The following is a 23,642-nucleotide window of genomic DNA, read 5'->3' as shown; positions in this document are numbered from 1 at the left end:
CAGCCAGCCTGCGGCATGTCTCTTCCGCAGGCAGAGGGGCGCGCGGCCCTTCGGCTGACTTGGTAGCGCGGGCGCAAGGCAGGCTCAAGCCCCGTCTTGGCGCGGACCCTGCCCCTTCATCCGTTTCCAAATATCCGCAGGGGGTGAATTGGCGCGCAGCGCCAAGAGGGGGCGCGCGCGCCCCCTGCCCCTTCGGCCACGAGGTGCTGCGTCAGGGCCTAGCGGCGCACGTCCACCACGACGCGGCCCTTGACCGCCCCCTTCAGGATGGCGCGGCCAAGGTCGGGCAGATCGGCCAGCGCGCATTCCTCGACCATCGCCTCGAGCTTGGGCATGGGCAGTTCCGCCGCGATGCGCTGCCATGCCGTCACGCGTTTGGCATAGGGCACCATGACGGAGTTGATGCCCAGAAGGTTGACCCCCCGCAGGATGAAGGGCGTGACCTTGGCCGGGAGGTCGGCCCCGCCCGCAAGGCCCACGGCGGCGACCGAGCAGTCGGATTTCATCTGACCCAGCACGCGGGCCAGCATCGCGCCGCCGACATTGTCGATGCAGCCGGCCCAAACCTCGGATTCCAGCGGTTTCTTGACCGTCTCGGCCAGATCCTCGCGCGGGACGATGCGGGAGGCGCCGAGGGCGCGGAGATAGGGTTCCGTTTCCGGCCGCCCCGTCACGGCGGCGACGCTGTAGCCGCGTTCGGCCAAGAGCGCGACCGCGACCGAGCCCACGCCGCCCGCGGCCCCTGTCACCAGCACCTCGCCCAGCGCGGGGGTCAGGCCATGCGCCTCCAGCGCCATGACGGACAGCATGGCGGTGAAGCCCGCCGTGCCCACGGCCATGGCCTGACGGGTGGTCAGCCCATCGGGCAGCGGGACCAGCCAATCGGCCTTGACGCACGCCTTTTCGGCAAAGCCGCCCCACCAGCTTTCGCCGACGCGCCAGCCCGTGAGGACGACGCGGTCGCCGGGGCGGTAGCGCGGATCGTCGGACGCCTCGACCGTGCCGGCGAAGTCGATCCCCGGCACATGCGGCCAGACGCGGACCATGCCGCCGCCTGATCCGAGGCAGAGGCCGTCCTTGTAGTTCAGCGTGGACCATTCCACCGCGACGGTCACGTCGCCGGGGGGCAAGCGCGAGTCGTCCAGCATCTGGACACCCGCCGAAGTTGCGCCGGCTTCATCCTTTTCCACCACCATCGCCCTGAACATGGTCGCGTCCTTTCCCTTTCCTTGGCCCGGCAAACCGCCCTTCGGCGCGCGATTGCCCGTTTTCCGTGCAATACTCGCCATCTTTGTCGGCGTTTTGCCCCCGGCCCCCTTGTCGTAAGGTCGGCCCCGCCCAATGTCGTTATCGGGTTGAGGCCTGCCACTGCCTGAAATAGCGTCACTTCGTCATCCGGCTGCAAGGGGAAAAGCGCCGGAGTGCAACAGAGAGGAACCCGAATGAAACTGACCAGACAGCTCCTTGCCACCGCTGCGACCCTTGTCATCCTGACTGGCGCCGCCCGCGCCGCCGACCCGGAGATGATCGTCTTCGACTGGGCCGGATGGGAAATGGACGGCGTGCTGACGGACTATGTGGCCAAGCACGGGCAGAAGCCCACCTATTCCTTCTTCGCCGATGATGACGAGGCTTTCCAGAAGGTCTCTTCGGGTTTCAAGTCCGACGTGACCCATCCCTGCGTCGCCTCGCTGCCGCGCTATCGGGGCGCGGATCTGATCGAGCCGTGGGATGTCTCGAAGATCCCGGAATTCGCCAATATCAACCCGGCACTGCTGAAATCCAGCTATGTGCAGGATGATGGCGGGGTGTGGTTCATCCCGACCGATTACGCCTATACCGCCGTGGCCTATAACACGACCGAGGTGCCCGAGGCGGATGTCGCCTCGCTGCAGGTCTTCGCCGATCCGAAATATGCCGGGCGCATCTCGCTTCCCGACAACTCGGACGACATCTGGGCGCTGGCCTTCCTCGCGACCGGCGTGACGAGCTGGGACAACGTGACGGACGAGCAGTTCCAAGCCGCGGCGGACTGGCTGCGCACGGTGCATCCGAATGTGCGCGCCTATTGGGCGGACCCGGCGGAGCTGTCGCAGCTGATGGCGACGGGCGAGGTGCTGATCGCCTGGTCGTGGAATGACGGCGTGGCGCTGCTGCAGGCCGAAAACTTCCCGGTTGGGTTCAACCGCGCGCCGAAGGAAGGCGCGTCGACCTGGTATTGCGGCTATGTGAACATGAAGGATCAGCCCGGCTCGGAAGAGAAGGCCTATGACTTCATCAACTCGATGCTGGCGCATGGCTCGGCGCAGGTCTTCCTCGACGAGTTGGGCTATGCCCATGCCAACACCGCGGCGATGGCCGATATCCCGCTGGAGGCGCAGCAGGCGGCCTTCGTGGACCCGGTGACGACGACCCTGCTGGCCCAGACCCCGGTTTCGGGCGAGTTCCGCGAGAGGATGATCCAGGAGTTCGAGAACATCAAGGCGGGCTTCTGATCCGTCAGGATGCTGGAAAGGGGCCGGTCGGGGAAACCCGACCGGCCCTTTGCCTTTGACGGCAAGGTTTCGGGCAGGGCGATCTTTCTGCGAAAAATCGGGGCGGTCGCGAGGACCGCCCGCGCGGGATTGCCGCCGTGCAAGAGCGGGCTGGGCGGTCCGGCGAAAGATCGGGCAGCCGCTTGCGGAAGCCCTGCCCTGCCCCTATATTCTCACTTGTCAGGGGCAACCCTGACTATGGCGATAAACGCACCTGTAATAGACGGCTCGGACCCGGGGGCGGTACCCGGCGGCTCCACCAAACCATCCCGGTCATTGCGGGGGTAAGGGGCCGAAACAGGATCGACGAACGTTCAAAGAGGCCAGCTTTCGCTCGGTGAGGTACCACCGTTATCGGTCCAAGATCACAGTTGCCAATGACAACCGTGCTCCGGTGGCGCTGGCTGCGTAAGCGGCTCGCAATACCAAATCTAAGCCCTTGCGCTTAGCCGCGTAAGGCGGGGTTCGCAGGTACCTGGCAACAGAAACCTGCACTTCCCTTACCTTTCGACGCAAAAAGGGGCGCCGCAGCGCCCCTTGCCGATTTTTCGCAGAAAAATCGTGGTCCGGTCAGTGCGGCGTGACCCCGCGCAGCCGTTCGGAGCGGCGGCGCAGGAGTTCGACCGTCGCAAGAAGCGCGATGGAGATGATCACGAGGATCGTGGCCACGGCGAGGATGGCAGGGCTGATCGCCTCGCGGATGCCGTTCCACATCTGGCGCGGGATCGTCTGCTGGTCGGGGCCCGCGATGAAGAGCACCGCCACCACCTCGTCGAAGGAGGTGACGAAGGCGAAGAGCGCGCCCGAAACCACACCCGGCAGGATCAGCGGCATGATGACCTTGAAGAAGGTGCGCGAGGGCGACGCGCCGAGGCTGGCCGAGGCACGGATCAGCGACTGGTCGAAGCCCGAGAGCGTAGCCGTGACGGTGATGATGACGAAGGGGATGCCCAGCGTGGTATGGGCAAGGATGACGCCCAGATAGGTGCTGGTCAGCCGCCCGCATTCGGTGCCGATGATCGAGCAGGGGTTGGAGTAGAAGAAGAAGAGACCCGTGGCGATGATGATGATCGGCACGATCATCGGGCTGATCAGGATGGCCATGACCACGCGGCGATAGGGCATTTCCGGGCGCGACAGGCCAAGCGCGGCCAGCGTGCCAAGGACGGTGGCGAGGATCGTCGCCCAGAAGCCCACGATGATGGAGTTCTTGGCCGCGCGGACCCATGTGGAATTCTCCCACATGTCCGACCACCATGCCCCGTCGCGGATCGCGTCGGGGGCCTGCATGCCCAGCGTGAGCAGCGCGTCGTACCAGCGCAGGGAATATCCCGCCGGATCGAAGCGCAGCATCGCCTCGGTGAAGGTGAAATAGGGTTCCGCGTTGAAGGAGAGCGGGATCACCACGAGGATGGGCGAGATCAGGAAGATGAAGATCGCCGTGCAGAGCACCAGATAGGTATAGTGCCAGAGGCGCTCCAGCGGGCTTGCATAGATGGGCAGGGCCATGATCGCCTATCCTCAGCCGAGTTTCAGGTTGTCGATGCCGACCAGACGGTCGTAGAGCCAGTAGAGCACCAGCACCCCTGCGAGGAGCATCGCGGAGAGGGCCGCCGCCATTGACCAGTTCGAATTCTTCATGTGGAAGTCGATCAGGTTCGAGATGAGCTGCCCATCGGCCCCGCCCACCAGCGCGGGCGTGATGAAATAGCCCACGGCAAGGATGAAGACGAGGAGCGAGCCCGCCCCGATGCCCGGCAGGGTCTGCGGCAGGTAGATGCGGCGGAAGGTGGTCCAGCTTGTCGCGCCAAGGCTGCGGGCGGCGCGGGCATAGGAGGGCGGGATCACGCGCATGACGGAATAGAGCGGCAGGATCATGAAGGGCAGCAGGACGTGGGTCATGACAATGATCGTGCCGGTCTGGTTGTAGATCATCTTCAACCGCCCGTCATCGCCGATGAAGCCCAAGGAGATGAGCATGTCGTTGATCACCCCCTCGCCCTGCAGAAGCACGATCCAGCTTGTGGTGCGCACGAGGAGCGAGGTCCAGAAGGGCAGAAGGACGAGGATCATCAGGAGGTTCGCCTTGGCCATGGGCAGCGTGGCAAGGAGATGCGCCACGGGGAAGGCCAGAAGGAGGCAGATCACGGTGATGATGGCCGAGACGACGAAGGTCTTGATGAAGAGATAGACATAGATGCGCCCGTTTTCCGGCACGCGCTGGATGCTGCCATCCTCGGCCCGTTCCAGATCGAGCGCGGCGAGGTAGAAATCGGCGGTATATTCGCTGGAGGAGGAGCGCAGGGCCTGCCAGACGGCGGGATCGTCCCAGCGGTCGTCGATGGCGAGGAATGCTTCCTTGTAGGGGGGGACCAGATCGTCGGCATTGCGCGCGGTCTTGGTGATCATCGAGCGCGTCTCGGCCAGCGTGTAGTTCACGCGGGTGCCCGCCTCGCCCGCCGTCTTGTTCTCCCGCATGAGTTTCATGTCGGCGGCGAGGGCCTCGAAGGCGGCCTCGTCGGGTTCGGTGCCTGGCGGGTTGGCCTGAAACCATGCGACGGTGGCGGGGGCGTTGGAGGAGAATCCGTCATGGTGGAAGGACCGGTCCAGCATCTGCCCGATGGGGATGATGAAGGTCAGCACGACGAAGGCCAGAAGCGGCAGCACCAGAAGGAAGGCGCGGCGCTTGGCGCGGGCCTGTGCGGCGGCGAGCGCGGCCTTGAGCGGGCGTCCATCGGCGGTCGTGAGGGGCGCGGAGGTCTGGGGCGCGGAAGGCGCAGCAGCGGTCAGATCGGCCATGGATCGGGTCCGTCGGAAAGAGAATGGGGGCGCGGATCGTCCCGCGCCCCCGGTCTGTCAGGTCACTGCGCGAGCCAAGCGTTGAACCGCTCGTTCAGTTCCTCGTTGCGGTCGACCCAGAAGTCGGCCGAGGTTTCCAGCGCGTTGGTCATGTTTTCGGGCGCGGTCGGCAGGTGCGGCCCCATGACGGTCTTGCCATCCTTGTAGATCAGTTCGTCCTTCAGCGCCGATTTGCGGGCCGGGCCGTAGGAGATGTACTGCGCCTGCGCGCGGAGGCCTTCGGTCGAGGTGGCATAGGCGATGAATTCCAGCGCCTTGTCCTTGTTCGGCGCGCCCTTCGGGATCGCATACATCTCGTTTTCGTAGATCTGGCCATCCCAGACGATCTGGAAGGGCTTGTTCTCCGCAATCGCCGCGTTGAAGATCCGGCCGTTATAGGCGGTGGTCATGACCACTTCGCCATCGGCGAGGAGTTGCGGGGCCTGCGAACCGGCTTCCCACCACACGACTTCCGACTTGATCGTGTCGAGTTTCGCGAAGGCGCGGTCGACACCTTCGGGGGTGCCCAGAACGTCATAGACTTCACCAACCGGGACGCCATCGGCGATGAGGGCCAGTTCCAGAACGGCCTTCGGGCCTTTCTTCAGGCCGCGCTTGCCGGGGAATTTCTCCAGATCGAAGAAGTCGGCAGCGGTCGAGGGGGCCTCGCCGGTGAATTTGGTGGTGTCATAGGCATAGACGTTCGACCAGATGTCGGTCGAGACGGCGCATTCGGTCACGGCGCCGGCGAGGAAGTCTTCGGCGGCGGGGGTGCCATCGGCACCGGCCGGAAGGGCGGCGATGTCGATGGGTTCAAGCATGCCTTCGTCGCAGAGGCGGATCGCGTCGGCATATTCGATGGAGGCCACGTCGATGGTGACGTTGCCCGCCTCGACCATGGCCTTGATCGGGGTGGCCGGGTTGTCGCTGTCCACCATCTTGGCGGCAAAGCCCGAGGCGGCCGACCACGGCTTCACATGCGCTTCGGTCTGGGCTTCGCCATAGGCGCCGCCCCAAGACATCACCGTCAGTTCCTGCGCGCTTGCCGAAACGGCAAAGCCCGTCAGGGCGGTGGTGAGGATCAGGATTTTCTTCATCTTTTGTTAGCTCCCATGTTGAACAGAACTGCTCTGTTGTGATTGGCCCCGCCCTTTCGGGCGGGGCGGGTTCTCAGACCGGGTCGAGGGCGCGCGCGTCCTGCGGGGCCCAGCCGATCTTGATCTTTTCGCCGGGGGTCAGCATGCGCTGGCCCAGCGTGTTGCGCGATTTGATGACGAAATCGTCATGCCCCGCCACCTTGAGCACGGTGCGGAAGAGGTCACCCATGTAGATGACCTCGATCACCTCGGCCTCGATCAGATGGGCGTCGGCGGGAAGGAGTTCGGGTTTGAATTCCACCCGTTCGGGGCGGATGGAGACGAGGGTCTTCTGCCCCTTGGTGGAGACATTGACCGGGGTGGCGTCGATCAGTTCGCCGGTGTTCAGCCGGACGAGGGCGCGGCCGCCCTTGATCTCTTCGACCGTGCCTTCCAGACGGTTGTTCTCGCCGATGAACTGCGCAACGAAGCTGTTGTCGGGGCGTTCGTAGAGGTCGGCGGGCGGGGCGAGCTGCTGGATGCGGCCATCGTTGAAGACGGCGATCCGGTCGGACATGGTCAGCGCCTCGCCCTGATCATGGGTGACGTAGACCACGGTGATACCGAGCGATTCATGCAGGTGCTTGATTTCGAACTGCATGTGTTCGCGCAACTGTTTGTCCAGCGCGCCGAGCGGTTCGTCCATCAGCACGAGCTTGGGATCGAAGACCAGCGCGCGGGCGAGCGCGATGCGCTGCTGCTGGCCGCCCGAAAGCTGGGCGGGGCGGCGGTTGGCGAATTTGCCCATCTGCACCATGTCGAGGGCGCGGGCGATCTTGGCCTCGCGTTCCGATTTGCCCATGCCGCGCACTTCCAGCGGGAAGGCGAGGTTCTCGCCCACGGTCATGTGGGGGAAGAGCGCGTAGTTCTGGAACACCATGCCGATGCCGCGCTTGTGCGGCGGGACCTGATTGATGGGGCGGCCATCGAGGAGGATTTCGCCATTCGTCGCCGTCTCGAAGCCCGCGAGCATCATCAGGCAGGTCGTCTTGCCGGAGCCGGAGGGGCCGAGCATGGTAAGAAACTCGCCCTTGCCGATGGTCAGGTTCAGGTCCTTCACGACGAGCGACACGCCGTCGTAGCTTTTCTGGACATGGTCGAACACGACGAAAGCGTCGTTCTGGCTCGCTGCGGCCAATGTCGTCTCCCCGGTCTTCTGGGCGGTTGTTCCGCCGTCTTTCCCTGACTAAAGCCAAAGGCCACCGGCATTGCAACCGGCTTGTCCCTTTCAGCGGGTATCATCGGGCGTTTCGGGAAAACAGGTCAGTTTGCGACCTCAACGCCGTTCAAAGCGTCAGGATCGGGTGGCGTGGAAGGAAAATCGCCTTCCCTTGGGGAAAGCGGGGGAGTCGCGCGCCGCGGTGTGGCGCGGGCCGGGGGAGAGCGGGACGATATGCCTCAGGCGGCGGTGCCGAGGGAAAGGTCGGGTCTGCCCAAGAATGCGGCATGGAGCAAACGCCGGGGCGCGACGGGGCGCGCGGTCGGGCCGTAGATTTCGGCGGCGGGGCGGGTTCCGGCAAGGACCGGGGCCAAGAGCGGGAAGGCGGCGGCGAGGTCGGCACCGATGGCGGGGCCGAGCGCGGCGAGCGCCATGGGGCCGGGATAGAGCGACTCGGTCGCCATGCCTTGGGCGAAGATGATCGCGTGGCGGTCGAGCAGGAGGTGGTGATAGGTCACGCCGCGCCTGCCGCGCGCGATGCGGAAGCGCGGATCGCCCAGTTCGGCCAGATGCTTGGCCCTTGCGAGCCGTTCCTGCCCGTCCAGGGTGACGAGAAGGGCATGGTTCGGAGAGACGAGGACATCGCCCCGGTTGCCCAAGGCACCGTTGCGGATGCGGATGGGGCAGAGGCGCGGATCGTCGCGAAGGGCGGCGGCGTCGAGGTGGCGACCGCCCGCCCAGCGCAGGGGTTGGAAGCCGTGATCGCGGGTGGCCACCAGATCGCCGGGGCGCAGGGATTGGATGGGGCGTTCGCCTTTGTCGGTGAGGATCAGCGTGTCTTCGGCCAGACAGGGGATGCCAAGTTGGGCGAGGGCTGCGGAGGAATTGAGTTGCTGGGGCGAGACGTTCGGCAGTTGCACCGAGACGCCGCCGGGGAAGGTGAGGATGCTGCCCCCCGTCCCGTCGGAGGAGATCACGGCATCGCGGACATTGACAGGATTGCCCTGCGCGTCGACGAGGCCCGAGACATCAAGGCGGTCGGCGAATTGGCCATCGACCAGCGTGGTGTCGAAATCGGTGATCCGGTCAGAGCCACCATCGGAGGTGAGGACGAAGACGTCGCGCCCGGCCCCGCCGGAAAGCGTGTCATTCCCCGCGCCGCCGCTTAGCGTGTCGTTTCCGTCGCCGCCCGAGAGGCTGTCGCTGTCGTCGCCACCGAAGAGTTGGTCATTGCCCGTGCCGCCGTCGAGCGTGTCATTTCCGCTTTGGCCCAGCAGCGTGTCGTTATCCGCCCCGCCGGTGAGGTGGTCGCTGCCTGCGCGCCCGTCGATGAAATCGTCGCCAGCGCCGCCATCCATGCGGTTGTAGTAGAAATCGGCGGAGGAGAGGTTTTCGTTGTCGAAGCCGATGATCGTGTCGTTGAAGGCAGAGCCGATGACGCCATCCACGCCGCTAAGGACATCGCCTGTCGCATCGCCGCCCGAGGCCGTCCAGTTCGTCAGGTCGACAGAGACGGCGGCGCTGCTGGCGGAATAGTCGACGATGTCGCGGCCAGTGCCGCCTCGGATCGTATCGGCCCCTGCCCCGCCTGCCAGCGTGTCGTTCCCGTCGCCGCCTTCGAGCAGGTCGTTGCCCGCCCCCCCGAAGAGGCTGTCGGCACCGGCGAGGCCATAGAGGCTGTCCGCGCCGTCGCCGCCCCAGAGGGCGTTGTTGTCCGCGCCGCCGGTGAGCGTGTCGTTCAGGGCGGAGCCTGCGAGGTTTTCGAAGCCGCTGATGGAATCGCCCGCCGCGCCGCCTGCCGTGGCGTTGGTGGAGAGGTTGACCGAAACGCCTGCGGTGACGTCGGAATAGTCCAGCAGGTCGGTGCCGTTGCCGCCGACCATCGTGTCGCTGCCAGCGCCGCCGCGCAGCGTGTCGTTCCCGTCGCCCCCGAAGAGGATGTCGTTGCCCGCCCCGGCGGCAATCAGGTCGTCGCCCTCGCCTCCATCGGTGGAATCGTTGCCGTCGCCGCCGAAGATCTGATCGTTGCCAAGGCCGCCGAAGATGGTGTCATCACCCGTGCCGCCGTCGACAGTGTCGTTTCCGTCGCCCGCGTCGAGCGAGTCGTTGCCGTCGCCCCCGGTGATGAGGTCATTGCCCGTGCCGCCGAAGACGATGTCATTGCCGATGCCCGCATCTACCGTGTCATTGCCGGTGCCCGCATCGAGGGAGTCGGAGCCGTCGCCGCCGAGGATGCTGTCATCGCCCGCATCCGCGAAGACCGTGTCATTGCCGAGGCCGCCGTCGATGGAATCATTGCCCGCCGAGGCGAGGATGGAATCGTTCCCCGCACCCGCGCGGATGCTGTCGGCCCCGGTGCCACCGTAGAGGGTGCTGGAGGCGTTGGGATCGTAGGTCTGCGAGGCGATGCTGCCATAGCTGGTGCCGGTGGCGGTGGTGTCCTGCACGCTGGTGACGGTCGCGCTGATGCCGGGCTGGAGGCCGGAATTGGACACGTAGCCCACGAGGGTGTTGCCGACATAGACCTCGTAGAGGATGGCCGAGGTGGTGCCGGTGGAGAAGCTGTAGGCATTGCCCAGCCGGACCGGGCCGCTGGCCAGCGTCGCGCCTGCGGCATTGGTGACGGTGGCGGTCTGGTTGCCGTCAAGCTGGCTGCCACGGCTGCCGGAGAAGGCGCTGTCATCATCGGTGACGGTGAAGGTCAGGCGGTCGGTGGCGGCGGAAAAGGCGGGGTCCAGCATGGCGCTGGTGCCGACCGTGGGAGAACCGCCCCCGCTGATCAGCAGGCTGGAGGTGGATATGCCCGTGAGCGTGTAGGTTGGCATCGGCGTCTGTCTTAAAGTGTCGGTTGTTCGTGTGCCGGATCACCCGCGCGGGTGCGGCAGAGCGGTCGCTAACCTTTGTTAACGGCGGAACATTGGCCCGGTTGAGGCCTGGGCGGGAAAAACCTTTCACCGCCCCTGCCGAAGGGGCGGGGTCCGGGGCCTGTCGGGCGGCTCTGCGGTGTGGGTCAGGCGGCGGCGGCGCGGCGGGCGGGATTCGGGCCCGCGACGATCTGGCGGCGCTTGGCCACGGGGCGGACGGTGGGGCCGTAAAGCTCTGCCGCGTCGGCGGTTCCGGCGAGGACCGGGGCGAGCAGCGGGAAGGCGCGGGCGATCTCGGCCGCGACGATGGGGCCGAGGGCGGCCACGGCCATGGGGCCGGGATAGAGCGTTTCGGTCGCCATGCCATTGGCGAAGATCAGGGCGTGGCGATCCAGAAGCAGGTGGTGATAGCCCACCTCCTTGCGCCCCTTGGCGATGCGGAAGCGCGTGTCGCCCAGTTCGGCCAGATGTTTGGCGCGGACCAGCATCTCCTGCCCGTCCACGGTGGCGAGGACGGCGTGGTTGGGCGAGACGAGGACATCGCCGCGATTGCCCAGCGCGCCGTCGCGGATGAGGACGGGGCGCAGCAGGGGTTCGGCCTCGAGTGCGGCGCGGTCGAGGTGGCGGCCGCCCGCCCAGCGCACGGGTTGCAGGCCGTGATCGGCGGTCATCACGCGGTCGCCCGCGCGGATATCCTCGACCGGGACCTCGCCGCGATCCGTGAGGATCAGAGTGCCGGTACCGAAGCAGGGCACGCCAAGCTGGATGAGCGAGGTGCGGCCGGAGATGAGCGCGGGGTCGATGCCGACAAGGCGGATCGAGACGTCGCCGGGGAAGGTGACGAGCGCGCCCCCCGCCCCGTCGGAGGTGACGGTTGCATCGGCCCAGTTCACCGGGTTGCCGAAGGCGTCGGTCAGGCCGGAGACGTCGATCCGGTCGGTGAACTGGCCATCGACCAGCGTAAGGTCCATGTCGGTGACGACATCCGCGCCGCCGCCTGCGGTGAGGACATAGGTATCTCGCCCGGTGCCACCGGTGAGGGTGTCGTTGCCCGCGCCGCCGATGAGGATGTCGTTGCCTTCGCCCCCGGCGAGGAGGTCATTTCCGCTGCCGCCGTCGAGGAGGTCGGCCCCGCTGCCGCCATCCATAGAGTCATTGCCGATGCCGCCGAAGACGGAGTCGTTGCCCGCCCCGCCCGACATCGTGTCATTGCCCGCATCGCCAGTCAGCGAGTCGTTGCCATCGCCGCCATCGACGGTGTCGTTGCCATCGCCGCCGAGGACGGTGTCGTTGTCGGCCCCGCCGAAGAGCGCGTCGCTGCCGCCCCGGCCTTCGAGGACGTCATTGCCCGCGCCGCCCTCGAAGATGTTGTAGTAGAAATCGGCGCTGCTGCTGTTTTCGTCGTCGAAGCCGATGATCGTGTCATCGAAGGCGGAGCCGACCACCCCGTCGACGCCAGCCAGAACGTCGCCTTCGGCATCGCCGCCCGTGGCCGTCCATGTGCGCAGGTTGATGTTTACCGCCGCGCCGCTGGCGGAATAGTCGATGACGTCGAGACCCGTGCCGCCGTAGAGCGTATCGATCCCAGCCCCGCCGATCAGCGTGTCATTGCCATCGCCGCCTTCCAGCGAATCCCGGCCATCGCCGCCGGACAGGATATCGGCCCCGCCGCCGCCGAAGAGGCGGTCGTTGCCCGCCCCTGTTTCCACCCGGTCCGCCCCAGTGCCGCCGTTGACCGTGTCATTGCCTGCCCCGGTCTGGACAAGCTCCAGTTGCGAGAAGGCGACCGTTCCGGAAGTGGTCGCGATGCTGCCCGCGCCCGCACCGGAATAGGTGACGGTCATGCTGGTGGTGAAGGAGGACAGGTCGACGCGGTCGCCCTGCGTTTCGTCCCCCGTGCCGCCGAAGATGTTCGTCGTGCCGTCGCCCGGATTGACGACGAAGGTATCGTCGCCTTCTTCGCCCAGCAGCGTGTCGGTGCCACTGCCGCCGAAGAAGGTGTCGTTGCCCGCGCCGCCGGCAAGGCTGTCGGACCCCGCGCCGCCGTAGAGGAGGTCATCCCCTGCCCCGGCATTCACCCGCTCGGCCCCGGTGCCGCCGAGGATGGTGTCGTTGCCTGCCCCGGTCTGCAGCGCCTCGATGGAGGAGAAGGTGGTGGAGGTCCCTGCCGCCGTGACGGTGCCGCCGCCGCTGCTGCCGAAGGTGACATTCACGCCGCCGGTGACGAGGGTGGTGTCGACCGTGTCGGTGCCGGTGCCGCCGATGATGGTGTCGTTGCCGTCGCCTTCACCGATGCGGAAGGTGTCGTTGCCACCCTGCCCGAGGAGGGAGTCGTTGCCCAGTCCGCCCAGAAGCGTGTCATTGCCCGCGCCACCGTCGAGCAGGTCGTTGTCGGCCCCGCCGTCGATCAGGTCGTTGCCGTTGCCGCCATAGAGGCTGTCGATGCCCTCGCCGCCATCCAGCGTATCATTCGCATCGCCGCCGAAGAGCGAGTCGGACCCTGCCCCGCCTTCCAGGAGGTCATTCCCGGTCGTGGCCTCCAGCCGGTCGTTGCCATCGTCCCCGCGCAGGGTGTTCTCGCCCGTGCCGCCATAGAGGAGGTCGGCATCGGCGCCGCCTTCGATGAGGTCATTGCCGGCATTGCCCGCGATGCTGTCGGCCCCGGAACCGCCATAGAGGAAATCCCCGGCCGAGCCGCCCTGTATGGTATCGGCACCGCCATTGCCCGCGATGGTGACCGCGCCGCCGCTGGAGCCGCCGAAGAGGGTGTCGTTGAAGTTCGACCCGTCCACCGCCTCGATGCCGGTGAAGGCGACGCCCGCGACGCCGACGAGGTTCTGGGTGCCGGTTCCGGTGCCGGTGAAGTTGAGGTTTGCGCCGACGGTGGCGGCGGTGAAGTCGATGGTGTCGTTGCCGGTGCCGCCGAAGATGGAGTCGGCCTGACTGCCGGTCGCGACGAGGAAGCGGTCGTCGCCCGCATCGCCGAAGACGCTGTCATTGCCCGCCCCGCCGGAGAGGACGTCATTGCCCGCCCCGCCATAGATCGTGTCGTTGCCCGCCGCGCCCGAGAGCGTGTCGCCCCCGTCGCCGCCAAGGAGCGAGTCGTTGCCGCCGCCGCCCTGCAGCGTGTTCGCCGCCGCCTGTTCGTGGTCGAGCATGGCAAGCGAGGTATAGGGCACGCCTCCCGCCGTGGTGGCCGAGGTGGCGGTGACCGTATACTGCACGCCCGGTTGCAGGGGCGCGGTGCCGACATAGCCCAGCACCGTGGTGCCGATCATCACCTGATAGAGCGTGACGGTTCCGGCAAGCGGGTCGCTGACGGTGAAGGCATTGCCCAGCCGGATCAGCCCGCTGCCCAGCGTGGTGCCCGTGGCGGAGATCACGACCCCGGTCTGGTTTCCGTCGAGGATGGCCGCCGCGGAACCGGAGAAGCCGGTATCGTCATCGGTGACGGAAATCGTCAGCGCGGCTGCGGATGCGGACCAGTTCGGGTCCAGCCGGAAGGTGGACCCGGTCGTGGGGGTTCCCCCACCAGTGACGGCTATCGCACCGACGGCATAGCCGTCGATCACGTAAGTAGGCATGACACCGCTCGCGCCACGTCCGCCGGTCTTGTGCCGGTTCGGACAACAACCCGGTCTGATGCCGGGATTGATCCATCCTTAGGGATGGAGATTGTGGCAAAATTGGGGCAAATGCGGCGAAGTCGCCGGATCAGCACAGAAAGTGACGGATTTCGCCACAAGCGTTACCGAACGGACTCAGGTCCAGTTTGGGCCTGTCGCGGCAGTGTCTTGGAATGTCAGGGTTTTCCGGGAGCTTCCGACCGGGCCTTGCGGCCCGGTCGAGGAAGTCATGGTGCGGATGAAAGGACTCGAACCTTCACGGGAGTTACCCCACAGCGACCTCAACGCTGCGCGTCTACCAATTCCGCCACATCCGCACGATCTGGCTTGGTGGCGGCTGTTTAGCGAAGGGTTCGGGGAATGAAAAGAGCAAATTTCGCCCCCCGAGGCCGCCCCTCCGCGGTGGCGGGATCAGCCCTGCTGCATCCGCGCGATGAGGCGGCTTGCCGAGTCTTCGGCGATGCGGCGGGGGGAGTTCAGCCTGCGGCCCGCATAAGCCTCGCGCGCCCGTGCGGCGATGGTGCGCAGGAAGCGCAGGGTGGCCGAGCCTTCCTCGGGCAGGGGCACGCGGCGGGCGTAATGGTCGGTGATGGCCGCGCGCATCCGGGTGGCGTTGGCGGCCAGAGCCGCATCGCTGGCCAGGCCGCCCTCGCCCACCGTGAAGAAGGCGCCGCAGGTGCCTGCCGAGCGGGCGGCGGTCTGCGGCAGTTCCACGAGGCCCGCGCGAGCCGCCACCTGACGCAGGGTGAGCGGGTTGAAATTGAAGATATGCCCGTAATGGAAGAGCCGGCCGCGCAGTTTGTTGCGGGCGTCGCGTTCGATATCGGGCACCTCGATGTAGATCAGCCCGCCGGGGGCCAGCCAGTCGCGCAGAGTGGACAGCGAGGCCACCGGATCGCGCATGTGTTCCAGCACATGGCTGAGGCGGATCAGGTCGAAGGAGCCGGGGGCGAAGTCGCTGTCCTCCAGCCGCGCGGTCTGCACGTCGAGGTCGAGCGTGGCGCGGCAATAGGCGGCATAGGCCTCGTTCGGTTCGATGGCGGCGATATCGGCCCCGATCTTGCGGGCGAGGAAGGTGAATTCGCCGCTGCCCGCGCCGAGGTCGAGCCAGCGCCCGCCCTTGGCATAGATGTCGCGGAAGGCGAGGAAATGCGCCTGAAGGCGGTTGTGGTTGCGCCAGACCTGCCGGGGGCGCGGTTCGGTGGCGCCCTTGTAATCCTGCCGATAGTCGCGGCGATAGAAAGCCTCGAGTTCCGCCTCGCTGGGGATGGGGTCGTTGTGAATCAGCCCGCAGCCATCGCAGATCACGGTGACGAGGGGACGCCCATGCCGATCCGCACGGGACACAACCGTTTCGGCGACACCTCCGCAAGACGCGCAACCAGAAGTCATACCATCCCCCCAAAATCGGGCCAGCCCGCACAGAGTGCAGCCGCCTGCCCAAGTCGTGCTTGCACAAATCGCTGGTTTCACTGCAATTGCCAAGTGAGGTGCAGCAAAAAAAGCGACGCGAGACGATGACCGACTGGCGGCACTTGCCGGGACTGAGCCCCTATCTGCCGACCCTTGCCGCGATGGAGCGGCATGTCGCCGAAATGGCCGAGGGCCGCGCGGGCGAGGCGGTCTGGCTGCTGGAGCATCCGCCGCTTTACACCGCAGGCACATCGGCCCGCCGCGAGGATCTGGTGCAGCCTGACAGGTTTCCCGTCTTCGAGACGGGGCGCGGCGGGCAGTACACCTATCACGGTCCGGGACAGCGGGTGATCTATACCATGCTAGATGTGGGCGCGCGGGGGCGGGATGTGCGCTGTTTCGTGCGGGCGCTGGAGAATTGGGTCATCGCTACGCTGGCCGAGTTCAACGTGAAGGGCGAGATCCGCCCCGGACGCGTGGGCGTCTGGGTGACGCGGCCTGACCGCGCGCCGAATGCCGATGGCAGCCCGGCCGAGGACAAGATCGCCGCAATCGGGGTCAAGCTGCGCCGCTGGATCAGCTTTCACGGCATTTCGATCAATGTGGAACCCGACCTGTCGCATTTCTCGGGGATCGTGCCTTGCGGTATCCGCGACCACGGGGTGACCAGCCTCGTCGACCTTGGCCTGCCGGTGACGATGGCGGATCTGGATGCGGCGCTGATGGCGACCTTCCCGCGTTTCTTTCCGGTGGATGGGGGATTGCGCCCCGATGGATTTTCGCCCCCTTCCTGCGCCGCCTGAGACGACATGACGCTTTCCATCTCGCCCGATGTCACGCTTGCCCTGTCCGAGCTGCGCCCGATCCTGCGCGACCGGAGGTTCTGGATCGGGCTGACGGGGATCGGGCTGGTCCTTGGGGTGGCGGGACCATTCGGGACGGTGGAACTGCTGCCCTTGCCCTTGCGGCTGTTCTACTGGCTGCTGCTGGTGGGGGCGACGGGGGTGGTGGGTTTCGTCACCTGCCACACGGTGGCAGGGGCGTTGCGTCAGGGGGGGGTGGCGCAGGTTCCGGCAGCGATCCTTGGCGGGGTGGTGAACGCGCTGCCGATCAATCTGATCGTTCTGGGCGTGAATGCGGTGCTGCTTGCGCCGGGGGCTCTGCCCCTGAGCGTGGCAGAGCTTGCGCTGGCCAATCTGGGGATATCGGTCGCGGTGTCTGTGGCGGTGTCGCTGGCCTTCTTCGGCGACCGCAAGGCGACGGCCGCGCCGCCCCTGCCGCATCATCCCTTCACCGCGCCGCCGCGCCTGATGGAGCGGCTGCCCAAGCCGGTGCGGGGGCCGATCGTGTCGCTTGAGGCGACGGATCACTATACGCAGGTGGTGACGGAACTGGGGCAGGCGACGATCCTTCTGCGCCTGTCGGATGCCATTGCCGAGGCGATGCCCACGACCGGGCTGCGGCTGCACCGGTCGCATTGGGTGGCGCTGGACCATATCGCGAAGGCCGAGCGGGACGGTCGCCGCGCCATCGTCACGCTGAGCGACGGGCGGCGGCTGCCGGTCAGCCGGAGCAATGTCGAGGCCTTGGAACAGGCGGGGCTGTTGCCGCCGCGCTGACCCCTGCGACCTTGGCGCGCCTTGCCATTGGGCGCGCGGAGGGAAGTTGGCACAGAGGCCCCCGAAGATGTGCAAGGGCAGGAATTTGCTGATGAAGACTTGGTTTTCCGCATATGCGGCGCTGTGCCTGACGGTGCTGCCCGCGCTGGCGCAGGATGCGGCGGTGGGAGAGGCCGCCTTCACGCAATGCCGGGCCTGCCATGCCATCGTGGCCGATGACGGGACGGTCATCGTGGAGGGCGGGCGGACGGGGCCGAACCTCTTTGGCCTGCTGGGCCGGGCGGTGGGATCGCGGGAGGGGTTCGCCTATGGCGATGCGCTGCGGTCGGTCGGCGAGGCGGGGATCGTCTGGGACGAGGCGGAACTGGTCGCCTATATCGCCAATCCGGGGGAATGGCTGCGGGCCAAGACCGGGGATGCACGAGCAAGGTCGCGGATGGGCTATCGGATGACGGAGGGGGCGGCGGATATGGCGGCCTATCTCGCGGGCCTGAAATAGGGCGGAAAGCGCCCTGCCGCGGGAAGGCGTGGAGGGGGGCTGCGCGCCTTTTTTCCCTGTGGCGGCAAGGGTTGCGGAAAGGCCCCCTGCCCTGCCCCTGCGACGTTTCATCTTGATCTGGATCAATTTCCGCCGTTGCCACGCCTGCCCACGCGGGCTATCACGATTTCGTCGCCCCGACTCCGCCCAGCGGAGCCGGACGCAAGGGAACACGGCCGACGGGAAAACCCGCGGACAGAGCGCAAGAACGGGAGACGCCAATGGCGGACGCAGCCATTCATGGCCACGAGCATGACGACCGGGGGTTCTTCACCCGCTGGTTCATGTCGACCAATCACAAGGACATCGGGATCCTCTACCTCTTCACCGGCGGTCTCGTCGGTCTGATCTCGGTCATCTTCACCGTCTACATGCGGATGGAGCTGATGAACCCCGGCGTCCAGTACATGTGCCAGGAAGGCCTGCGCCTCGTCGCCGATGCGGCGGCGACCTGCACGCCCAACGGGCATATCTGGAACGTGACGATCACCGCCCACGGCATCCTGATGATGTTCTTCGTGGTGATCCCGGCGCTGTTCGGCGGCTTCGGCAACTATTTCATGCCGCTGCAGATCGGCGCGCCGGACATGGCCTTCCCGCGCATGAACAACCTGTCCTACTGGCTTTACGTCGCGGGCACCTCGCTGGCCGTGGCCTCGCTCTTCGCCCCCGGTGGCGGCGGCGAGCTTGGGCCGGGCGCGGGCGTGGGCTGGGTGCTTTACCCGCCGCTGTCGACCACGGCAGAGGGCGGCTATGCGATGGACCTCGCCATCTTCGCCGTCCACCTGTCGGGTGCGTCGTCGATCCTTGGCGCGATCAACATGATCACGACCTTCCTGAACATGCGCGCGCCGGGCATGACGATGCACAAGGTGCCGCTGTTCGCATGGTCGATCTTCGTGACCTCGTGGCTGATCCTGCTGGCCCTGCCGGTTCTGGCCGGTGCCATCACCATGCTGCTGACGGACCGCAATTTCGGGACCACCTTCTTCACGCCCTCGGGCGGCGGTGACCCGGTCCTGTATCAGCACATCCTGTGGTTCTTTGGCCACCCGGAAGTCTACATCATCATCCTGCCGGCCTTCGGGATCATCTCTCAGGTCATCGCGACCTTCTCGCGCAAGCCGATCTTCGGCTATCTGCCGATGGTCTATGCGATGGTGGCCATCGGGGTGCTGGGCTTCGTCGTCTGGGCGCACCACATGTACACGGTGGGCATGTCGCTGACGCAGCAGTCCTTTTTCATGCTGGCGACGATGGTGATCGCGGTGCCGACCGGCATCAAGATCTTCTCGTGGATTGCCACGATGTGGGGCGGTTCGGTCAGCTTTGAAACCCCGATGCTCTGGGCCTTCGGCTTCCTGTTCCTGTTCACCGTGGGCGGCGTGACCGGCATCGTCCTGTCGCAGGCCGGGGTGGACCGCGCCTATCACGACACCTACTACGTCGTGGCGCACTTCCATTATGTGATGTCGCTGGGCGCCGTCTTCGGCATCTTCGCGGGCATCTACTACTGGATGGGCAAGATGTCGGGCCGCCAGTATCCGGAATGGGCGGGCAAGCTGCACTTCTGGGCGATGTTCATCGGGTCGAACCTGACCTTCTTCCCGCAGCACTTCCTTGGCCGTCAGGGCATGCCGCGCCGTTACATCGACTATCCGGAGGCGTTCGCCTACTGGAACTGGTGGTCGTCGGTCGGTGCCATGATCGCCTTCTCGTCCTTCGTCTTCTTCATCGGTGTGGTCGTCTACACCCTGAAGTTCGGCAAGAAGGTGACCGAGAACAACTACTGGAACGAATATGCCGACACGCTGGAATGGACGCTGACCTCGCCGCCGCCGGAGCATACCTTCGAGCAGCTGCCCAAGCAGTCCGATTGGGACAAGGGTCACGCCCACTGAGGCCAGCCTGAAACGCCAAGAAAAACCCCGGGTCGTGCCCGGGGTTTTTTCATTGCGGCAGAGGGGAGGCGCGGATCAGCCCGCGCGCAGGAGTTTCTGCAACTCTTCCGTCAGTTCGGCGACCTTGGTCGCCCGCGTGGCGGTTTCATTGGCGATGCGGCCCACCTCGCCCGCCACCACGGCAAAGCCCGCCCCGGCCTGACCCGCCCGCGCGGCCTCGATCCGGGCATTGATGGCAAGGATGCGCAATTCGCGCAGGACCGAGAGGATGGGTTTGGTTTCCGAAACCAGATCCTTGCAGAACAGCGTGATCTGCTGGTTGCGGGCGCGGCTTTCGGACTCTTCGATCTTGCGCGCCTCGTGGTCCAGCACGATGCCTTCGAGGAATTGCAGCTCGCCCGCCGCGTCGAAAACGCCGCCGCCCACCTCATGCACCCAGCGGGTGGACCCGTCGGGGCGCATGACGCGGTAATCCACCGTCCAATTCTCGCGCCGCAGGAGGGCGGCGTCGACGGCGGCGAACATCGCCTCGGCATCCTCGGGATGGGCGAGACCTGCATAGGAGCGCTGCGGCGGCACGAGGAAATCATCCGCCGGATAGCCCGTGAGTTCCTGCACCGCCCCTTCCATCAGGAGCATGGAATAGTCGCGGTCGTTGCGGCAGCGATAGACGAAGCCATTCGTGCGATGAAGAATGCTACCAACAACTTCACGACCGTCGATGAACGTGCCGTCCATGCCAACCCCTATGCGACTTCGAAACTGCCTGTCCGGCGGCTGGAGACAGTCGCCGCGCGGATTTCTCTTTAAACGGGTAAGCACCCCAAGTGTTTACCACCCAAGGTCAATGGCAAGAAGGATGCCAGCCCGGGACGGCCGGCATATTGGATCAGGCAGGATCTCCCGCCATGGGACAGGGGGCGCGCAAGAGCATCAGGGATGGGGTGCGGCCGGCCGGGGGCAGGTCGCGCAAGGCGAGGGCTTGCGCGGCATCGCGGGGCATCGGGGCGCGGCGCGGTCACTCCACCCTCGGTGAAGCGCTAGAGCGGCGGGCGAAGGTCCTTGAGGCGGTCTGGCAGGTCGCGGAAGCGGGGAACGGTGCGGGCCTGCCGCCCATAGGCCGCCGCCGACAGGCCGGGAAACAGGGTTTCAAGTTCCCGCAGCGCTGCGCGATGCAGCGAAGCCAGCGCCTGCGGGCCGGGATAGAAGCTTTCCGACCAGAGGCCACCGCTGCGCAGGACCTGATGGCGGTCGAACATCAGATGCACATAGGTGACCCCCCGGCAGCCGAAGCGCTGGCGCACCCCGCCCCCTTTCAGGCGGGCCAGATGGATGGCGCGGATCAGCCGCTCTTCCCCGTCCGGGTCGCGCAGGAGGATGGCATGCTGCGGCGAGACAGCCAGCCGCGCCCCGTTGCCCAAGGCGCCTGCCGCGATTTCCACCGGAAGAAGGCGGGGATCGGCGGCCAGTTCCGCCTGTGTCAGGCGGCGCATCGCGCTCCATCGCAGGGGTTGGGGGCCGTTGTCGCGCGTCAGCACGAGGTCGCCGGGACGCAGCGCCTCGACCGGGACGGGGCCTGCGGGCGTGTCGATGGGCGTTCCGGCAGTAAAGCAGGGAATGCCCATGCGGTGAAGCATCTGCGGCGTCAGACCGGCAGCGTCGACACCGGTGAGGGTGAGGGTTTCCCCCTGCGGGAAGACAAGGCGGGCATTGCCGCCACCCGCGTCCTGCACGACCGTGTTCCAGACGGTGATGCCGCGCCCGGTGCCGTCATCCAGTTCCGAGATGTCGATCTGGTCATTGGTGCGGCCGGTGCCGAACGGATCGCTGAAATCGAAATCCCCGATCGTGTCATTGCCGCCCGCCACATCGAGCACCAGAAGGTCGCTGCCGGTGCCGGAGGCCAGCACGTCGTCGCCCGCCCCGCCGCGCAGCAGGTCGTTCCCCGTGCCGCCGAAGAGGAAATCGTTGTCCGCCTCGCCGAGCAGGACATCCGCCCCCTCCCCCCCGATCAGCGCGTCATTCCCGGCGCCGCCCGCGACCGTGTCATCCCCTGCCCCGCCATCGACACTGTCCTGCCCGGCCCCGGCGGCGATGCTGTCATCGCCGCCATTGCCCCGGATGCTGTCATTCGGGCCGTCGCCGCCATCGACCTGATCGCCATCGGCATCCGCATAGCCGGGGGCCATGACATCGCCAGAGGCGGTGCCATCCACGATGTCGTCCGTCATGTAGTGGCTGACGTCGATGGGCCCGCTGCTGAAGGCTCCGGTTCCGCTGCCATCCCCGGCCCCGACCCAGGCCACGTTGAAATTGCGGGCATCGGGGTTGTAGAGGACGCTGAAATTGCCCCAGTCGAAGCCGTCATTCCCGCTCAGGGCCTGCGCCGCGCCTGCGGTGACGATGGGCACATCCCCGGTGAAGGCATTGCCGTTTGCGTCGAAGATCCGATAGCTCAGGCCGGTTGCGCCGCCCAAGGCCTGATTGCCCGTCGCGTAGACGGCGACGAGATAGCCGCTGTCGCCCAGCGCGGCCAGTTGCGCCGGGCCGGAATAGACATGCGGCGGGGAGACGGGGATGCGGATATCGGTGGCGATCGGCGCACCGTCGGCGGCGGTGTCGATGATGTTGAGATGGGAATGGGTGCTGCCATCGGAATACTGCGCCGCATTTCCGACATGGGAGATTGCAACCCGCCCCTGCCCCAGCGACACGATGGACAGATGGTCGGTATCGAAACTGTCCGTGCCATCCACGGCAATCGCGCCGATACGGAAATCGCCGGTCGCGGGCGTGCCGTCGGCGTTGAAGATCCGCCCCTCCAGCGACATGGAGGTGACATCGTCGCTGTAGCCGTCATTGATCCAGAGCGCCATCCAGCGTCCATCTTCCAGCGCGTGGAGGACAGGCGGGGATTCCCAGGCCGTCCACTGGCTCTCGTCATCCGTGCCCTCGACCTCGGCGGTGGAAAAGACGGTGGCACCGTTCTGATCCAGCACGGTGTAGACGGGTTCGTTGAAGCCGGTTTCGGCATTTGACCGCGCCCATCCGACGACGACATTCCCCCCGGCAAGCGTCACCACCGAAAGGCCCGGCACATCCGTCCCGTCCGTCCCGTCGATCGCCACATTGCCGATGCGGAAGTCGTTCGTGACCCAACTGCCTGTCGTCGGGTTGAAGATGCGCCCTTCGACATGCATCGTCGTATTGTTGTCCGACAGGGCATTGTTCGACCAGACGAACAGGACGTTGCCGTTGGCCAGAACCGTGGTGACGGGCGGGCTTTCCGATCCGGTCGTGTCCGAAGACTGGATCTCGGTCGCCGGGTTGGTGATCGTCAGGCTGGAGGGGCCGGGGGTCAGGATGGCGAACACCGGTTCGTCCCCGCCAGTTTCGGCGGCGGAGCGGACATAGCCAAGGATCACGCGCCCATCGGGCAGCAGGTCGAGATCGACATTGTCCCAGTCATAGCCGTCGCTGCCATCCACCGCGGGCAGGCTGCCCAGATTGAACTGCCCGGTGGCGGGGGTGCCGTCGGCGTTGAAGATGCGCGCCTGAAGTTCCACTGCCGTGGTGTCGGCAAGGGCGCTGTCCGTCCAGACATGCAGCACGCGGCCATCGGACAGCAGCAGCATCTTGGGCGGGGACTGATCGCCTGTCGTGGATGTGTTGACCTGCATCACCGTCATGCGCGCGCCCCGTCTGCAAGGTGGAAGGATGCCGACGCCAAGGATCGCCCCTGAAGGGCGTCGCCCGGCGGCAGGCGCGGGGCGGCACGTCAGGACGGAGAGTGGCAGGAAAGGCCTTTCCGCTTTGCTAATGCCTCCGCAAAGGGCCGGTCTCGTTCACTAGAATACAACCCATCCGGAGGGGTGGCCTCGACGATGGCGGCACGAGTTCGGCGCAGGTGACGCCTTGAACCGGCATCCTCTGCATCGAACGACCGAATGTCTGGAACACAGACGAATGCGACGAGCATCCGTGATATGCAACGGCATACCACGCCCTACAAAG

15 protein-coding genes, 1 tRNA gene and 1 other RNA gene are annotated in these 23,642 nt (G+C 66.3%); 6 read left to right on the top strand and 11 right to left on the bottom strand.

The window, feature by feature from the left end; all coding sequences use genetic code 11:
• Positions 1-218: 218 nt before the first annotated feature.
• The gene (locus TabM4_RS06520; RefSeq protein WP_434620110.1) at positions 219-1,208 is read right to left on the bottom strand and encodes an MDR family oxidoreductase; all 990 of its coding nucleotides are present in this window, start codon (positions 1,206-1,208) and stop codon (positions 219-221) included.
• 234 nt (positions 1,209-1,442) lie between these two features.
• On the opposite strand from TabM4_RS06520, the gene TabM4_RS06515 reads away from it, so the two are divergent.
• A complete protein-coding gene (locus TabM4_RS06515; protein WP_434620106.1) occupies positions 1,443-2,495 on the top strand; it encodes an ABC transporter substrate-binding protein in 1,053 nt (350 codons plus the stop codon).
• 178 nt (positions 2,496-2,673) lie between these two features.
• Positions 2,674-3,030: a transfer-messenger RNA gene (gene ssrA / locus TabM4_RS06510) on the top strand.
• Positions 3,031-3,104: 74 nt separating this feature from the next.
• On the opposite strand, the gene TabM4_RS06505 is transcribed toward ssrA, so the two are convergent.
• The 8 genes from TabM4_RS06505 to TabM4_RS06470 all read right to left on the bottom strand — a co-directional run bounded on the left by TabM4_RS06505 (position 3,105) and on the right by TabM4_RS06470 (position 15,504).
• Positions 3,105-4,043: an ABC transporter permease gene (locus tag TabM4_RS06505; RefSeq protein ID WP_434620103.1), complete on the bottom strand. Its 939-nt coding sequence runs from the start codon at positions 4,041-4,043 to the stop codon at positions 3,105-3,107.
• Positions 4,044-4,055: 12 nt separating this feature from the next.
• Entirely contained in the window at positions 4,056-5,333 is a 1,278-nt protein-coding gene (locus tag TabM4_RS06500; RefSeq protein WP_434620100.1) for an ABC transporter permease, read from the bottom strand.
• A 62-nt stretch (positions 5,334-5,395) separates the two neighbouring features.
• Positions 5,396-6,469: an ABC transporter substrate-binding protein gene (locus TabM4_RS06495; RefSeq protein WP_434620097.1), complete on the bottom strand. Its 1,074-nt coding sequence runs from the start codon at positions 6,467-6,469 to the stop codon at positions 5,396-5,398.
• Between the two features lie 73 nt (positions 6,470-6,542).
• Entirely contained in the window at positions 6,543-7,646 is a 1,104-nt protein-coding gene (locus TabM4_RS06490; protein ID WP_434620094.1) for an ABC transporter ATP-binding protein, read from the bottom strand.
• Between the two features lie 260 nt (positions 7,647-7,906).
• Entirely contained in the window at positions 7,907-10,492 is a 2,586-nt protein-coding gene (locus TabM4_RS06485) for a Hint domain-containing protein (RefSeq protein ID WP_434620092.1), read from the bottom strand.
• Between the two features lie 185 nt (positions 10,493-10,677).
• The gene (locus tag TabM4_RS06480) at positions 10,678-14,115 is read right to left on the bottom strand and encodes a Hint domain-containing protein (protein ID WP_434620089.1); all 3,438 of its coding nucleotides are present in this window, start codon (positions 14,113-14,115) and stop codon (positions 10,678-10,680) included.
• Positions 14,116-14,387: 272 nt separating this feature from the next.
• Positions 14,388-14,474: transfer RNA gene (locus tag TabM4_RS06475), tRNA-Leu, on the bottom strand.
• A 94-nt stretch (positions 14,475-14,568) separates the two neighbouring features.
• Positions 14,569-15,504 (bottom strand): class I SAM-dependent methyltransferase, encoded by a 936-nt coding sequence (locus TabM4_RS06470; protein ID WP_434620086.1) that lies wholly within the window; start codon positions 15,502-15,504, stop codon positions 14,569-14,571.
• Positions 15,505-15,647: 143 nt separating this feature from the next.
• Here TabM4_RS06470 and lipB point away from each other — a divergent pair, with 143 nt between their 5' ends.
• The 4 genes from lipB (at position 15,648) to ctaD (ending at position 19,628) form a co-directional block, all read left to right on the top strand.
• Positions 15,648-16,373, top strand: coding sequence for a lipoyl(octanoyl) transferase LipB (lipB, locus tag TabM4_RS06465; RefSeq protein WP_434620083.1), 726 nt, complete (start codon positions 15,648-15,650; stop codon positions 16,371-16,373).
• A gap of 6 nt (positions 16,374-16,379) precedes the next feature.
• A complete protein-coding gene (locus tag TabM4_RS06460; protein WP_434620080.1) occupies positions 16,380-17,189 on the top strand; it encodes a LytTR family DNA-binding domain-containing protein in 810 nt (269 codons plus the stop codon).
• 91 nt (positions 17,190-17,280) lie between these two features.
• A complete protein-coding gene (locus tag TabM4_RS06455; protein ID WP_434620077.1) occupies positions 17,281-17,688 on the top strand; it encodes a c-type cytochrome in 408 nt (135 codons plus the stop codon).
• A gap of 260 nt (positions 17,689-17,948) precedes the next feature.
• The gene (gene ctaD / locus TabM4_RS06450; RefSeq protein ID WP_434620074.1) at positions 17,949-19,628 is read left to right on the top strand and encodes a cytochrome c oxidase subunit I; all 1,680 of its coding nucleotides are present in this window, start codon (positions 17,949-17,951) and stop codon (positions 19,626-19,628) included.
• A gap of 75 nt (positions 19,629-19,703) precedes the next feature.
• On the opposite strand, the gene TabM4_RS06445 is transcribed toward ctaD, so the two are convergent.
• Both TabM4_RS06445 and TabM4_RS06440 read right to left on the bottom strand, forming a co-directional pair.
• Positions 19,704-20,366 (bottom strand): methyl-accepting chemotaxis protein, encoded by a 663-nt coding sequence (locus TabM4_RS06445; protein WP_434620071.1) that lies wholly within the window; start codon positions 20,364-20,366, stop codon positions 19,704-19,706.
• 302 nt (positions 20,367-20,668) lie between these two features.
• On the bottom strand, positions 20,669-23,317 hold the full coding sequence (locus TabM4_RS06440; protein ID WP_434620068.1) for a Hint domain-containing protein: 2,649 nt from the start codon (positions 23,315-23,317) through the stop codon (positions 20,669-20,671).
• Between the last annotated feature and the right edge of the window lie 325 nt (positions 23,318-23,642).

The sequence above is a fragment of the Tabrizicola sp. M-4 genome (assembly GCF_051132405.1).
Taxonomy (GTDB): Bacteria; Pseudomonadota; Alphaproteobacteria; order Rhodobacterales; family Rhodobacteraceae; genus Paragemmobacter.
This window is presented reverse-complemented; position numbering and strand designations above follow the sequence as displayed.

What these genes read in the sequence shown, in the direction of transcription:
- TabM4_RS06520 (WP_434620110.1), bottom strand. Translation starts at nt 1,208, where the DNA reads ATGTTCAGGGCGATGGTGGTGGAAAAGGATGAAGCCGGCGCAACTTCG.
- TabM4_RS06515 (WP_434620106.1), top strand. Translation starts at nt 1,443, where the DNA reads ATGAAACTGACCAGACAGCTCCTTGCCACCGCTGCGACCCTTGTCATC.
- TabM4_RS06505 (WP_434620103.1), bottom strand. Translation starts at nt 4,043, where the DNA reads ATGGCCCTGCCCATCTATGCAAGCCCGCTGGAGCGCCTCTGGCACTAT.
- TabM4_RS06500 (WP_434620100.1), bottom strand. Translation starts at nt 5,333, where the DNA reads ATGGCCGATCTGACCGCTGCTGCGCCTTCCGCGCCCCAGACCTCCGCG.
- TabM4_RS06495 (WP_434620097.1), bottom strand. Translation starts at nt 6,469, where the DNA reads ATGAAGAAAATCCTGATCCTCACCACCGCCCTGACGGGCTTTGCCGTT.
- TabM4_RS06485 (WP_434620092.1), bottom strand. Translation starts at nt 10,492, where the DNA reads ATGCCAACCTACACGCTCACGGGCATATCCACCTCCAGCCTGCTGATC.
- TabM4_RS06480 (WP_434620089.1), bottom strand. Translation starts at nt 14,115, where the DNA reads ATGCCTACTTACGTGATCGACGGCTATGCCGTCGGTGCGATAGCCGTC.
- TabM4_RS06460 (WP_434620080.1), top strand. Translation starts at nt 16,380, where the DNA reads ATGACGCTTTCCATCTCGCCCGATGTCACGCTTGCCCTGTCCGAGCTG.
- TabM4_RS06455 (WP_434620077.1), top strand. Translation starts at nt 17,281, where the DNA reads ATGAAGACTTGGTTTTCCGCATATGCGGCGCTGTGCCTGACGGTGCTG.
- ctaD (WP_434620074.1), top strand. Translation starts at nt 17,949, where the DNA reads ATGGCGGACGCAGCCATTCATGGCCACGAGCATGACGACCGGGGGTTC.
- TabM4_RS06445 (WP_434620071.1), bottom strand. Translation starts at nt 20,366, where the DNA reads ATGGACGGCACGTTCATCGACGGTCGTGAAGTTGTTGGTAGCATTCTT.
- TabM4_RS06440 (WP_434620068.1), bottom strand. Translation starts at nt 23,317, where the DNA reads ATGACGGTGATGCAGGTCAACACATCCACGACAGGCGATCAGTCCCCG.